This window comes from uncultured Desulfobulbus sp., from assembly GCF_963662935.2.
In the GTDB taxonomy this organism is placed as follows: domain Bacteria; phylum Desulfobacterota; class Desulfobulbia; order Desulfobulbales; family Desulfobulbaceae; genus Desulfobulbus.
The window spans coordinates 3,238,104-3,251,253 of sequence record NZ_CAXXTL010000002.1 but is presented as its reverse complement, the minus strand read 5'-3'; the positions used below and the strand labels follow the sequence as shown (position 1 = coordinate 3,251,253).

Here is a 13,150-nt window from a genome sequence, read left to right as displayed (position 1 = left end):
AAAAAAAATCGTATCAAGAATGATTTCGTTTCGTTTTTTCTTCATTCGCTTAATGAAATTTGATTCATCAAGGAAAAATTCCCTCAAATCTTGCTCGATCAAATCCATTGAAGGTTTCTTGAAAATTAAATGCAGTAGCTCACAACAAATTAAACTATCAACTTTTTGATTTTACGTTAAAGCGCTACGATCTTTATCGTTTTAAGGGGGCACCCGACAAGCTAACCCGATGGAGACCAGCCATGATCCAGCCCGGATTTTTCGACCTGCAGGACCGATTGCACAAAATCGACAAAAACGGCGGCCCGCTTGCCAAGATCAACGAGACGGTCAACTGGGAGATGTTTCGTCCAGCCCTCGAAAAAGCCAGAGACAAAAACCGGCAATCCAATGTTGGCCCGAAGGGGTACGATGTCATCCTGCTGTTCAAAATTCTCATTCTGCTGTCGCTGTACAACCTGTCGGACGACGCGACCGAATTTCAGATCCTCGACCGGCATTCTTTTGGGCGCTTTCTTGGCTTGCACATCAGCCAGAAAGTCCAGGAGGCCACCACCATCTGCCGTTTTCGGGAAGACCTCATCAAAGCCAGCATCGTGGAGGAGCTGTTTGCGACCTTCGATGCGCACCTCCGTGCCAACGGTTTCATGGCCATGAAGGGGCAGATCGTGGATGCCAGCATCGTCAACATGCCCAAGCAGCGGAACAGCCGGGAAGAAAATGGCAGGATCAAAGAGGGCGACATCCCGGAAGCCTGGTCCGAGAACAAGCGGCGAAGAAAGGACGTGGACGCGCGCTGGACCAAGAAGAACGGCAAGTTCTTTTACGGATACAAGAACCACGTTTCGGTGGATGTGAAGCACAAGCTGATTCGAAGCTATGCGGTGACGGATGCGGCCCTGCACGACAGCAATGTGTTCGAGCAACTCCTTGCCGACAACACAAGCAAGGACGTATGGGCGGATTCGGCCTATCGATCGGCGGATCGGCTGGATCGGCTTGCGCAAGACGGTTTTCGCGAACACATCCAACGCAAGGGGAGCCGCAATCGTCCATTGACGCCAAGGGAACAGGAAGGCAATAAGACCAGGTCCAGGATCCGTTCGCGGATCGAGCACATCTTTGGTGCACAGGCCCAGAGAGCGGGGAATTTGCTGTTGCGTACGATTGGCATAACCCGAGCCCGAGTAAAAATCGGTTTGCGCAACTTGGCGTACAACATTGACCGGATGGGGATGCTTCTGGCGACAAGCAGGTGAAGTGCGCGCAGGAAGCGGCAAAATGGCAAAAGAACGCCATCGAATGCATGGCCAGAAGGTGCAACGGCACAAAACCGATAGGAATAAATTCCGTTATGTAAACCCCCGGCTTTGCCGGGGGACAACAAAAGTTTGACGGTTCCGGCATAATAAAGAAGCCTCCTCTCACGTGGACCGCTCAAAGTCACGAGAAAGGAGGCTTCATGAACAACGTACAATGTTTAAGCCACACGAAATGGGGTTGCAAGTTCCATGTAGTGTGGATACCGAAATGCCGGCGGAAAATGCTTTACGGTCAACTTCGCAAGAATCTTGGAGATGTGTTCCATGACCTTGCCCGGCAGAAGGAGAGCCGGGTGTTGGAAGGGCATTTGCAATCCGATCATGTGCACATGCTGATTTCGATACCTCCGAAATATGCGGTATCGCAGGTGGTTGGCTATATGAAAGGAAAAAGCGCGATCCATATAGCGCGGACCTACCTTGGCCAACGGAAGAACTATAGCGGCATGAGTTTTTGGGCACGGGGCTATTTTGTTTCAACTGTCGGTGCCGATGAAGAGGTTGTGCGGGCTTATATCCGCGAGCAAGAACAAGAAGACCATCGTGTCGAGCAACTGCAACTATTCAGATAGTCGACCACTGAATGGCGGTCAGAGAATCTGTTAAACATACCGCTTTGAGCGGTTCACAATCGTTCAAGCCACCGGCTTTGCCGGTGGTCACTGACTGCCAGAAAAGCATGATTTTCGTAAATAAATTTGCCGGTGAGAGCGACCGGGCTTACTGAGCAAAATTTCAAGATTCCCTCAAGTCGATCACAGGCATGTTTGCTTATTTATTAACCAAAAATCAAAATTTTATTTCGCTAAATTTTTTCCGTAACCGGACACTAGTGGATACAGCTATGTTTAGACCTGTCGGGGTAAACTGACTTGTTCCGCCTCAGTTGGAAATGGACATTCAAGCTGTTTGCATTAAGGGGTTATGGGGAGCCGTATTATCTCCCCTTGGGGTGATTGGCCCGTAGGCACGAAGTCGTTTTTTCTTTCTCAGTTCCCGGGCTTTTTCCAGTTTTTTGTCTCGCTCTTTGAATATTTCCTGTTCTCTGCCGTTCAATTTGTCCATCGGCGCGATATATCCGATGGCGCTGTGCAACCTGACGTTGTTGTAGTGATGGATAAACCCTTCAACCATTCTTCGGGCATCGTCAAGGGAAAGCGGGACACCGGGACGAATACATTCCCCCTTGATGGTTGCGTGGAACCGTTCCAATTTGCCGTTGGACTGCGGATAATATGGCGATGTCCGCACATGCGTCATTCCCGAGATACGGATGAATTCTTTGAAATCCTTGGCAATAAATTGTGGCCCGTTATCTGAAATGATCCTTGGCCGGGCTTCGGGAAAGTGCTCCTTGGCGCGTTGCAGGATGATCTCCACATCCATTTCCGTCATCTGTTCCCTGATCTCCCAGTGGACAATGAAACGACTGCATCCATCGAGAATGCTGCACAAATAATAAAATGTGCCGCAGATGTTGATATAAGAAATGTCCACATGCCAATGGTCATGGGGCCTGAGCGGTTGCACAAAGCCGGTGCCCTTGAGGCTTTTCTTCCGGTTCCATTTCTGCAGCAACCCTGCCTGGCCTAGAACTCGCCAGGTGCTGCTGGGGCTGACGGCAACGATGTCCTGATCCAGTAGCATAAACGTCAACCGCCGATACCCCTCAAGGGAATTGTTGACAGCAAAATTGACGATCGCTGCCCGTTCCCAAGGTTCAAGCCAGAAATCCCGGGGGATCAGCCCATTATGTTCGTTGGCCTTGCCGTACCGCTTGATCCATGCATAAAACTTGCTCCTGGAAACGGCCAGCCAAGCGATGATCTCTTGCAGGGCCACTTCAGCTTTCTTGCTCCAATGCTTGCTGAAATCAACAACGGTATCACGTGTATCATGAGGAACCCAGCTACCATTCAGAGCTCCCCAAGTTCTTTTTTTAACTGGATATGCTCCTCCAGTAACTCGGAAAGAACCTCGTGTTTCCGACGTAATTTATCTTCAAGCTGATGGATTCGTTGTTCTTGTACCTTCTTGGAGTCTTTGTTTTCTAGGGCAAAAGCAGCAGCTCCCTTTTCGAAAAACTGCTTTTGCCAACCGTAGAATGTATTCGGCTGCAGTTGGTATTCATCGCAGAGATCCGATACCGTTTCCCGGCCAACCAGGTGGCGCTTGAGGATGATTACCTTCTCTTCAGGGCTGTAGTTGTGACGTTTCTTTCGCATGGACTTTCCTCCGTTCATAATGGTTTATCATGAACAGCTCAAAAGTCCTATTCCCGTTGAACCAAGACAGACTGGGATTGAACTAAATCATGGTAGGATTGCGTAAAACCTTGCGTTGACAAGCGATTGGTGTATACTTGTGCCTCGCTTATCAAAGCTTTTCTTCATGGACGGGTAGCTCAGCTGGATAGAGCGTTGGCCTCCGAAGCCAAAGGTCGCGGGTTCGAATCCCGCCTCGTTCACCAATAATAAAAAAAGCCACTTAGCAGGCATTCGGCTAAGTGGCTTTTTTTCGTTTTGCGTCCCCATTGTGCCTCTGAACAGAAAACATTTTTTTGTTATGTGATCCCTGCTGGGTACTGGTGGTTTTCTTGCTGCTCAATGGAAAAAGCTGAACGGTACGCTGCCAAACTCTCGCTTACCAGTCGATTCAGGCTAGCCTAGTTGCCGGCGATTTGCGAAAATTAAAAATTTTCAGGCAGCTTTGGTGTCCAGGTTTTGCACCTTTCTCGACTTCTGCTTATCAATTTTTTTCGGTATCAGCCCATTGGCCATGAACGCCGTACACTGTTTGCGTTTATCAAAAGGGCAATCAGTGATGTTCCAACACGGTGTATACTGCAGCAGCTTTTTCACGGCGGCAATAGAGACGCCATGCTCATGGATCATCTCCCGCAAGCATTCAATCCATCTAATATCATTCATAGTGAAATAACGCCACTTTCCCTTACGAAGGGGGGTGATCAACCCCTCTTCCTCGTAGATCCGCAAAGTCCGCGGATGAACCCCGAGCATCTGTGCCGCAACACCGATGGTGAATATCGCTTTTGTTTCATCAACCATGGTAACCCTCATATGGTAAAGCCGTAACCGGAGCCTGCGCGGCCCCGGTTACAGTGCCAAGCCGGTTCCCTTTTCTCAATGCGCTTCGTGCTCAGTGAAACTCTTGCCAAAATATCGCTCGCCCTGGAGAAAAGCCAAACCGGTGAGGCCGATACCGGCGAGAGCAACGATCCATTCGTAGCCTGAGGGTGTGTAGTTAAGATACGTGGGCAGATTATCATAGCCCAGATATTGCGGCACAATTTGCCCACCGGTTACCATATTAAGCCTGGAAATGAACATGCCGACCAGACTCATCAAGGCGGCGGTGGACATTGCGGCCATATTCCTCATTCGGGTCAGAACCAGAAGCACGGCGGGGGCGGCCAGACCAACACCAACCTCCAATGCCCAGAAGTTAAAGGCAAGCGGACCGGAGTAAAGGGCATCTGCCGCTACCCGACCATCGGTGACACCACCAACGTAGAAGGAAGCCATGCGCCAGAAGGTAGAAACAGCCACCAGGATCAACATGAGCAACAACACCTTGCCAGCGGCCTGCACCCCTTGGAAAACATGCTGTTCCATTTTGCGGCCACGGATAACATAGGCATAATGGGTGAAGAAGATGGCAGCAGCCGCTCCGGAAAGAAAGGCACAGGCAAGAAAATAGACCGGCAATTGTGCGCCGTACCAGAACGGGCGGGCAGCCAAAGTGGAAAAAACACCACCAAGACAGGTGTTGGCAGCGACCTCAGCAAGGGCACCGAGAATACCAAGGGCTAAAGCCAGGGTAAAATGACGGGTCAGGATCAACCAAAACTCGAGGAGAATAAACCCAAGGGCCATGCCGTACAAGGTACCCATCCACCAGATATTTGAGGTGATATTGGGGGAAATAACGTTGTATATGGCCATACGCCAAGGGTTTTCTATTTCCATGCCGATGACGGCAAATCCACTAAGAATGGTGATCAATGAAACCCACACCATTCTGTTGGCCAGCGGAGCGAGTTTGTTGCCGCCGAAGACGTGGCTGATTGCCGCCAAAAGGCAAAGTCCTGTAGAGGTGATGGCAAAAAATGCATAGGTGGAAATCAGCAGACCCCAGGGTACTTCTCTCGTATTGTTAAAAATATGCTCATGACCGATAAAAAAACCGGCTAGCCCAACCCCGAGGCCAACAAGCAGTAGCAGCCCAAACATTCCGGACAACGTTTTAACCAGAGAATTTGCCACCTCTGGTTCTGCTGTTGCAGTCAGTGAAAATCCTGTTGCCATAATAAAACCTCCTTTCTTTTTCGTTTAAAATTTTACGTGATGAGTAAGTTTATAACTGTGCTGGCTCAGTCATTCGCGCCCTGTGCTCTTCACTTGCTAGGGAACCGAGGCCGATGAGAACTGCAACGGCTGAAAACGGTCCCATGAGAAGAAAGAGGACAAAGGTAAGACAGAACCAGAAGGACTCGGTGACTTGGCCTAAATGTGCCCGTACCCACTTGGCCGGGGACTGACCGCCATCATTCCCCGGCTTGCTGGTTTGGCTGTGCGATAAGTTGTTCATGGTCTTCCCCTTTTTTTCGTGATTCGCTGGTTGGAACGTTGTTACCCCTGTTATCGCAAGGGATGTGCCATTCGCTTAAAAAAGGAAAAGATACCTTTAAAATCAAGGCAATATATTGAAATTACAATATTAATTTAACTTATAACAAATAACAGGTAAGATTTACTGGTAAAAAGAACTGCCCGTTTTTTTACGCTAAAGACGCAAAATCATCCCATACACCACCGGCCCCTTGGCGCAAAATTCGCCATAAAAAACACCTCCCTCCCTTGGGAGGAAGACCAGTAATAGAGTAAAAATATTTTATATTTCAGCCTGTTAAAAGATATAGGCCATACTTTCCCACAAGAAAAGACAAGGAAGAAAATAGAGAAGACCCCAATTTCTAGCACAGAATAAATAACGGTAAAAAAGATAGATAGGAAACACGCTCAAGCAACCTGCGCATTTCGATTCCATTCATTGAAGCATTCACGCCCCTCACCCTAGAAAAAGAACCTGCTGGGGAGCAGGGAAAGCTAGAAACAAGCCGAGAATATGAAATAATTAGAGGATTACAGACGCAGAAGCGCTGTACATTCCGAAGGAATGGGAGAGAAACTTATCAGCAGGTGGTTGGTAGGTAACTTGACAGCGAGAACAGGCAGATAATAGCAGGAGGAAAGAGACCGGGGCGGGCAGAAAGCCCGCCCCGGAAAAGCAGGGAAATTTAGTGATTCTTTTTTCCGTGGTCCTTTTTATCGGCCGGAATTGCATCGGCAAACTTCCGGTCGAACCCTTTTACCCCGATATGGCAGGTGGTGCATCGGGTATTAGAGGCAAAGGCATCGGTACCATTATGGCAAGCGCCGCAATATTTGCCCGCATAAAGGGCCTCCATGGTGAACTTGTCGGGATGCTCTTCGGCAGCACCCTTGCGCATCTCAAAGGCCTTAGCGTGACAACTGGCGCAATCAAGCCCCATGTCCACATGCCCTTTATGTTCAAAAATAACCGTCTTTACTGGCACATTAAATACAATTGTTTCAGGCTGCTTCATGTCACTGCCGTGGCAGGTTTTACAGGTCTCAGACCCGGTGGTATTGAATGCGGTTTTACCGTCATGGCAGGCGCCGCAATATTTGCCGGCTTCCAATGAAGCCATAGTGTAATCGCCCTTAGCCTTGGCCGAGCCACGTTTACGATCAAACAGGTCGGGGTGACAACTGTCGCAGCTCAATCCTGCAGTCACCACGTGGGATTTGTGGCTAAACATTTCCTTAATTGGATCTACGGCCACCACCTGGGTGTTGCCGTAGGATTCATATTTTTTTTCCGGCGCTGCCTGGGCGGCTACCGGCGCAGTTGCCTGAATTTCAGCAGTGCAGAGCACCCCGGCGGCAACAAGCAAGCCAAGGGCCGCTACTATTCTCATCTTTGCTTTCATAGTCCCCTCTCCTTCCACCGGTTAGGCATTCATGTAAAAAACGTTCGGCAGGGCGCCGGTTTCTGGCCGCAGAACCCAAACTGTCGTTTCCGGCTGATGCACCAGTTTATAGACTTCACTTTTGGGATCGCTGAGATCGCCGAATACTCTAACCTTGGCAGGACAGGCTTCAACACAGGCTGTATCCTTTTTGCCCTTGGAGAGCCGTGTATCCCAACAGAAATTGCACTTATCGACTGCCCGAACCTCTTCGTTAAAATAGCGGGCATTATAGGGACAGGCTGCCATGCAGGTTTTACAACCGATGCATTTTTTACTGTCCATCACTACAATGCCGGTGGTCTTATCTTTGTAGGTCGCCACAGTGGGGCAGACGCGAACACAGGGTGGCTCGTTGCATTGGTTACAGAGAACGGGCATGAATATTGTTTCCTTTTCCTTAGGGCCAATTTCACGGATCCGTTCGAGGATGATGGTTCTCCAGCCATAAGCCGGCACATGGTTGGTCTGTACGCAGGCCTCCATGCAGCGCTCACAATCGACACACAGATTCTGGCGCATAACCATGCTGTAATGGGGGCTGTATGGATATTTTTCGCTCTTGGGCATCGTTCCAATAGCGCTTTCGGCATTGCGGACAGGTGTAAGCGACAATATCGTTCCGCCCATGAACAATCCGGTGATGGCGAGTCCGGCGCGTAAAAAAGTCCGGCGCTCAAGCGAAGGCAGTTTATCCGCCCCCTCATTTTTTAACTGTTCCAACTCTTTAATGTTCATTCCATACCCTCAAGATAAAAAGTAACGAAGACGACATCGGCACACTGTGCTACAACGTGCTGTTATGGTAAGAGAAAAAAAAACAGAATGAATAGACGCTCATTTATTAAAAAACGCAACGAGCGAACATAACCCAAAACAAAGAGAAGAGCAAGTTTTCAAACATATGGTATATGTAAGTGTATTTGGTAAAGACGATTTCATCTGCATGTTCATTGAACGACTAAGCACCGTTCCCAAAGCAGAGAGCATTCCTTTTCCATGATAGCGGCAGATGGCTTTTACTCTGCCCTGCTTGAATTGATAACCCTTCAGGTGACCTAGTGCTATGCGAGCAAAAGTATTTAAACAGTTAATCCTCTTTCCAAGCACCCTGGCTGTGTTCCACTTGGATCGCAACTGCGTCATCATCGGACTCAATAAAAATGCCGAACGCCTGACAGGTCAACCTCTTGCTGCTCTTTTCGGTAAACCGATGGATGAGCTTCTCGTTTTAGAGGAGAAAACCGGCAGCCTTGGTGAACTTTTCACCCAATTTAATTGGGACGAATCAGTCTCCCGGCAATCGTTTTTGCTCAATAGCGTCACAAACAAAAGAAAAATTGATGTTCTGGCCACTTTCATGCCCCTTTGGGGCCACGACCGGGCCCTCTCAGGAGCACTGGTCACCCTTGACTGCAACAATGAATCGCTCTACCATCAGTTGCTGCTTGATTCCGTTTCCGAAGGTGTGTTGACCGTCAATCTTTCCTTGGAAATTACTTCATTTAACAGAGCTGCCGAGCAGATCACCGGATTTGGGATCGAGGATGCGCTCGGGAAAAAATACCAAGAAATATTCCCGTCCGAATTCTGTGAAAATCAATGTTTGATCAAGCAATCCATTGAAGAGGAAAAACCATTTATTGCCCGCACCGTCTTCATGACCCACAAGGACGGGCATTTCTTCCCCCTTTCCTTGACCCTGTCACCGTTTTATGACCTCAATGGCCAAGTAATCGGCGGGGTGCAGACCTTTCATGATTGCTCCGCCTCCCTCAACAACGCCTTGATCCTCGCCTCGGTAGCCGATGGTGTTTTCACTGTTGACCGCAATCGCGTCATCACCTCGTTCAACCGGGCGGCGGAGAATATCACCGGATGGAAGCAAGAAGAGGTGATTGGCAAACCCTGCCGAGAAATATTCCACTCCAGCGTCTGCGGCAAGGATTGCCTCCTGCAAAAGGCAATTGACAGCAATAACAAGTTTGTCGACCGCTCCATCTTCATCAAGGGGAAGGCGGGAAATTCCATACCGGTGACCATCAGCTCCGCTCCGCTCCTTGACGATTTCGACAATATCATCGGCGGCATTGAAACCTTTCGCGACAACACTTCATCGATCCGCGAGAGCCTGATCCTCGACTCTATTGCCGATGGTGTGTTTACTGTGGATCGAAACTGGAACATCACCTCATTTAACCGAGCAGCCGAAGAAATCACCGGCTGGTCCAGCGATGATGCCATGGGCAAGTCCTGCTCGGATATTTTTCATTCATCCATCTGCGGCAAAAACTGCGCCATTGCCGAAAGCCTGTACAAGGGTGCTCCAGTGGCCAACCGCTCGATCACTATCCGCAACAGCCAAGGGGAAAAGGTTCCCATTAGCATCAGCGCTGCCCCACTTACCGATCATGAGGGAAACATTATCGGCGGAGTGGAGACTTTCCGCGACCTGACCGCGATCACCACCTTGCGCCAGCAATTAAGCCAGAAATACACCTTTGACGCGATCATTTCCAAATCATCTACCATGCAGCGCCTCTTCAACATCCTACCAGACATCGCCCGCAGTCCCAGTACGGTGCTGATTCTTGGTGAAAGTGGCACCGGCAAAGAACTGATTGCCCGCGCCCTCTACAACGCCAGTGAACGGAAGGACAAACCCTTTATCATTGTCAACTGCGCAGCCCTCCCCGAAACCCTGCTCGAATCAGAGTTGTTTGGCTATAAGGCCGGTGCTTTCACCGATGCCCGCAAGGATAAAATAGGGCGGTTTGCAGTAGCCGAGGGCGGCACCCTATTCCTCGATGAGATTGGCGACATACCCGGTAGTGTTCAGGTCAAACTCCTGCGTGTCCTGCAGGAAAGAGTGTACGAGCCACTCGGCTCCAACACTCCCGTCCAGGCCAACGTCCGCATCATCACCGCCACCAACCGCAATTTGCAAGCCCTGGTGCAGGAAGGATCGTTTCGTGACGATCTCTTCTATCGTCTCAACGTGGTTAAGATCAACCTGCCGCCTTTACGGGAACGCAAGGAAGACATCCCCCTGCTTATTGACCATTTCATCAAAAAATATAGCGCCCAGCAGGGCAAGGACATCGTCGGCATTTCCAGCGGCGCGCTAGCCATTCTCATGCGTTACGATTTTCCAGGTAACATTCGCGAGTTGGAAAACATCATCGAATACTCGTTCATCCTCTGCGAGGGGGGCTATATCCAGCCCCAGCATCTACCCGAACCTTTTGCTGCCGGTTTTGAAGAAGCAATTCCCCTGGCGACGCGTGCTGCCGGCCCGCAAACCCTGGAAGACATCGAGAAGCAAGCAATCATCCTCAGCCTTGAACGCAACCAGTGGCGAAAAATGGCTACCTGCCGTGAACTTCAGATTTCCAAAGATACTCTGCGGCGAAAAATCGAGCGTTACGGTCTTCACAACCCGCTAGCGAACGAAATCGAACAAGACGATTGAACACAATTTGCATCAAGAAACAAATAAAGGCGTTCCGAATAATCGGAACGCCTTTTTACTACCCGGAGAAACTGCTTCCGCTGTTCTTTGTTCACCAGGTCGCGCCGGCGTCAACGAACGACCCCGCAATCATGAACACACGCAACTAGCCTCAACCGCAAGACGAGCGCGAGGTTTTGCCATCGTGCAGAGACTGTCGATGTTCCCGAAAATACATCATACGGAAGATTGGCGCTTTTTTTTTTGGCCGGGTTTTTCCCGGCTCTCTCTATCTTTTTCTTTGGCCTCCAACTTGGCCGCTACATCGCCAACCGGATGTAGAGTGCGAGGTACTGCCCGATCCACTCGGGCAGCACACCTCTCATGGATCACAGCCGGACATCCGGCTACCTCCCAGCAGGGGATAAATTCCAGCAATTTCTTCAACCCTGGGATACTGATCCCCTCTTCGTGGATAAAGGTACGCAAACAGGTAATCCATTGGATGTCATCGGCAGAAAACATCCTTCGGTTGCCCACAAGTGTCGGAAAAACCAACCCTTCCTTCTCATAGATCCGCAGAGTGCGCGGATGAACATTCAGCAACTTTGCGGCAACACCGATCGGATAGATGGCTACATCTGAGCGAATCGCCTGTATTTCTGTTCTCTTTCTCGCCATACCGGCCTCCTGTCAATGCGGGGCGCCGGGGAAAAGCGGCGGACCGTTACCGGTTGCCGCTCTTCCTTTCGACACAGATTCCATCAGTGGTCTTCAGACAGATGGCCACGGAACAACCGCTCGCCCATCATGAAGAGAATACCACAGAAAGTGAAACCGGACAGGGTCACCATCCACTCGTGCAGGGTCGGCGCGTAGGGAAGGATATGGGGAAGGTCGACGATATTGAGCTCGTGAAACCCGGGTATAATCTGACCAATCAGCACCAGATCGTAGCGCATAACAAAGATGCCGATGATGCTGCAAGCCGAACCAAAGGCCATCGCTGTGATATTCCTAGCTCGAACCGCAAGGATAATCACAAGCGGGATAACCAGCCCTAACGCGACCTCACCGTACCAAAAATTATTGGCAAAAGGGCCGTTAAGCAGAGCCATGAACGCCTCATATTCTCCAGGCGGGTGACCGGAAAGACCAGCAATGAACTTCCAGGTGGTGAAGAACATGATAACAATATAGAGCAAGGCTCCCAGTTTAGCCACCGACCGCAAAGACTCCTGCAATTGTTCACTCATCTTCCAGCCATTAATCTTATAGCCGAGCCAATGAAAGAGGATGACCGTCGCACAACCAGACATCATCGCCGATACGATGAAATAAATAGGCATGTAGGGACCATGCCAGTATTCACGGCCGTTGAGCAATCCAAAAACAGCCCCCAGATTGGAATGTGCAGCAACACCCGAGATGACGCCAAGCAATCCTAACATGCCGGCAATCTTGTGTTTGCCAGCCTGCAGAAGGGCAAATTCAATCAACATAAAGAAGAGATATGCCCCATACAAGGTACCCATCCACCAGATGCTTGAGGTAAGATTTGGCGAAATGATGTTATAGATAGCCATGCGCCAAGGGTTTTCAATCTCAAAGGCGATAACCAAAAAACCGGAAACAATCGTGGCGATGGCCAAAAAAACCGAACGCTTGGCGATGGGCTTAAAGGTTTCAAAGCCGAAGACATGGCCAATCGATGAAACCAGGCACAGACCGGTCGAGGTAACGACAAAAAAGACATAAGCGGCCAGCACCACACCCCACGGCACCTCACGACTGACACCGTAAGCATTGTGATAGCCCAAATAAAAGGCGTGCAGACCAAAGGCGATACCGACCAGGGTAAACAGACCTAACAAGCCGATCACCCCGTTGTACACTCCAGACCGACTCCCCTCAAGCCCCCCTTCCTGGGGCAAAACCTTGGTTAAAATATTTTCCATGGCACTTTCTCCTCCTTTTTAAGGTCGACAGTTCCAACCACTGTCGCCCCGCACTATTATTGATCCTTGAGTTGACTCAATCCTGTACGAAAAACTAGGTTAGGGCAAATCGCTTTCTTCCCTGACGGACTGCAGAACCGGTTTGATTCTCAGATCGAACAGCGTATGGAGAACAGCACCACCCAACCAGATAACGAAAAAAAGTATAGCTTCCATTTGAATTTCTCCTTGCTCCGGATCCCCGGACAGTTGTGTTACACCAGGATTTATTGGCGGATAAAAACCCGGTCACGCTCTTCCTTGCCAGCACCTCCTTTGTTGATGCGACCCTGACACCATCACG

At 49.8% G+C, this 13,150-nt stretch carries 12 protein-coding genes and 1 tRNA gene; 4 read left to right on the top strand and 9 right to left on the bottom strand.

Features of this window, described 5'->3' with window-relative positions:
- The first annotated feature begins 242 nt into the window (after positions 1 to 242).
- Both ACHZCX_RS18750 and tnpA read left to right on the top strand, forming a co-directional pair.
- Positions 243 to 1,259: an IS5 family transposase gene (locus ACHZCX_RS18750; RefSeq protein WP_319588715.1), complete on the top strand. Its 1,017-nt coding sequence runs from the start codon at positions 243 to 245 to the stop codon at positions 1,257 to 1,259.
- 203 nt (positions 1,260 to 1,462) lie between these two features.
- Complete coding sequence (gene tnpA, locus ACHZCX_RS18745; protein ID WP_319588714.1) at positions 1,463 to 1,894, top strand: IS200/IS605 family transposase; 432 nt, start codon at positions 1,463 to 1,465, stop codon at positions 1,892 to 1,894.
- Between the two features lie 328 nt (positions 1,895 to 2,222).
- On the opposite strand, the gene ACHZCX_RS18740 is transcribed toward tnpA, so the two are convergent.
- On the bottom strand, positions 2,223 to 3,164 hold the full coding sequence (locus tag ACHZCX_RS18740) for an IS3 family transposase (RefSeq protein ID WP_319585209.1): 942 nt from the start codon (positions 3,162 to 3,164) through the stop codon (positions 2,223 to 2,225).
- A gap of 74 nt (positions 3,165 to 3,238) precedes the next feature.
- Positions 3,239 to 3,565 (bottom strand): transposase, encoded by a 327-nt coding sequence (locus tag ACHZCX_RS18735; protein ID WP_319585208.1) that lies wholly within the window; start codon positions 3,563 to 3,565, stop codon positions 3,239 to 3,241.
- 150 nt (positions 3,566 to 3,715) lie between these two features.
- Here ACHZCX_RS18735 and ACHZCX_RS18730 point away from each other — a divergent pair.
- Positions 3,716 to 3,792, top strand: a tRNA-Arg gene (locus ACHZCX_RS18730).
- 229 nt (positions 3,793 to 4,021) lie between these two features.
- Here the strand turns inward: ACHZCX_RS18730 and ACHZCX_RS18725 are convergent.
- The 5 genes from ACHZCX_RS18725 to ACHZCX_RS18705 form a co-directional block, all read right to left on the bottom strand.
- Positions 4,022 to 4,390, bottom strand: coding sequence for a MerR family transcriptional regulator (locus ACHZCX_RS18725; RefSeq protein WP_319588713.1), 369 nt, complete (start codon positions 4,388 to 4,390; stop codon positions 4,022 to 4,024).
- Positions 4,391 to 4,465: 75 nt separating this feature from the next.
- On the bottom strand, positions 4,466 to 5,650 hold the full coding sequence (nrfD, locus tag ACHZCX_RS18720; RefSeq protein ID WP_319588712.1) for an NrfD/PsrC family molybdoenzyme membrane anchor subunit: 1,185 nt from the start codon (positions 5,648 to 5,650) through the stop codon (positions 4,466 to 4,468).
- A 49-nt stretch (positions 5,651 to 5,699) separates the two neighbouring features.
- The gene (locus ACHZCX_RS18715; RefSeq protein ID WP_319588711.1) at positions 5,700 to 5,933 is read right to left on the bottom strand and encodes a hypothetical protein; all 234 of its coding nucleotides are present in this window, start codon (positions 5,931 to 5,933) and stop codon (positions 5,700 to 5,702) included.
- A gap of 709 nt (positions 5,934 to 6,642) precedes the next feature.
- The gene (locus ACHZCX_RS18710) at positions 6,643 to 7,359 is read right to left on the bottom strand and encodes a c(7)-type cytochrome triheme domain-containing protein (protein ID WP_319588710.1); all 717 of its coding nucleotides are present in this window, start codon (positions 7,357 to 7,359) and stop codon (positions 6,643 to 6,645) included.
- A gap of 21 nt (positions 7,360 to 7,380) precedes the next feature.
- Entirely contained in the window at positions 7,381 to 8,136 is a 756-nt protein-coding gene (locus tag ACHZCX_RS18705; RefSeq protein WP_319588709.1) for a 4Fe-4S dicluster domain-containing protein, read from the bottom strand.
- A gap of 328 nt (positions 8,137 to 8,464) precedes the next feature.
- Between ACHZCX_RS18705 and ACHZCX_RS18700 the strand changes: the two genes are divergently transcribed.
- Positions 8,465 to 10,870 (top strand): sigma 54-interacting transcriptional regulator, encoded by a 2,406-nt coding sequence (locus ACHZCX_RS18700; protein ID WP_319588708.1) that lies wholly within the window; start codon positions 8,465 to 8,467, stop codon positions 10,868 to 10,870.
- Positions 10,871 to 11,086: 216 nt separating this feature from the next.
- On the opposite strand, the gene ACHZCX_RS18695 is transcribed toward ACHZCX_RS18700, so the two are convergent.
- Together ACHZCX_RS18695 and nrfD (ACHZCX_RS18690) are read right to left on the bottom strand one after the other, a co-directional pair.
- Positions 11,087 to 11,530: a MerR family transcriptional regulator gene (locus ACHZCX_RS18695; RefSeq protein WP_319588707.1), complete on the bottom strand. Its 444-nt coding sequence runs from the start codon at positions 11,528 to 11,530 to the stop codon at positions 11,087 to 11,089.
- An 83-nt stretch (positions 11,531 to 11,613) separates the two neighbouring features.
- Positions 11,614 to 12,807 carry an NrfD/PsrC family molybdoenzyme membrane anchor subunit gene (gene nrfD / locus ACHZCX_RS18690; RefSeq protein WP_319588706.1) on the bottom strand — a complete coding sequence of 398 codons (1,194 nt, stop codon included), beginning with the start codon at positions 12,805 to 12,807 and terminating at the stop codon, positions 11,614 to 11,616.
- Positions 12,808 to 13,150 lie beyond the last annotated feature (343 nt).

Coding starts and splice junctions, on each gene's coding strand:
- ACHZCX_RS18750 (WP_319588715.1), top strand. CDS start 243: ATGATCCAGCCCGGATTTTTCGACCTGCAGGACCGATTGCACAAAATC.
- tnpA (WP_319588714.1), top strand. CDS start 1,463: ATGAACAACGTACAATGTTTAAGCCACACGAAATGGGGTTGCAAGTTC.
- ACHZCX_RS18735 (WP_319585208.1), bottom strand. CDS start 3,565: ATGAACGGAGGAAAGTCCATGCGAAAGAAACGTCACAACTACAGCCCT.
- ACHZCX_RS18725 (WP_319588713.1), bottom strand. CDS start 4,390: ATGGTTGATGAAACAAAAGCGATATTCACCATCGGTGTTGCGGCACAG.
- nrfD (WP_319588712.1), bottom strand. CDS start 5,650: ATGGCAACAGGATTTTCACTGACTGCAACAGCAGAACCAGAGGTGGCA.
- ACHZCX_RS18715 (WP_319588711.1), bottom strand. CDS start 5,933: ATGAACAACTTATCGCACAGCCAAACCAGCAAGCCGGGGAATGATGGC.
- ACHZCX_RS18710 (WP_319588710.1), bottom strand. CDS start 7,359: ATGAAAGCAAAGATGAGAATAGTAGCGGCCCTTGGCTTGCTTGTTGCC.
- ACHZCX_RS18705 (WP_319588709.1), bottom strand. CDS start 8,136: ATGAACATTAAAGAGTTGGAACAGTTAAAAAATGAGGGGGCGGATAAA.
- ACHZCX_RS18700 (WP_319588708.1), top strand. CDS start 8,465: ATGCGAGCAAAAGTATTTAAACAGTTAATCCTCTTTCCAAGCACCCTG.
- ACHZCX_RS18695 (WP_319588707.1), bottom strand. CDS start 11,530: ATGGCGAGAAAGAGAACAGAAATACAGGCGATTCGCTCAGATGTAGCC.
- nrfD (WP_319588706.1), bottom strand. CDS start 12,807: ATGGAAAATATTTTAACCAAGGTTTTGCCCCAGGAAGGGGGGCTTGAG.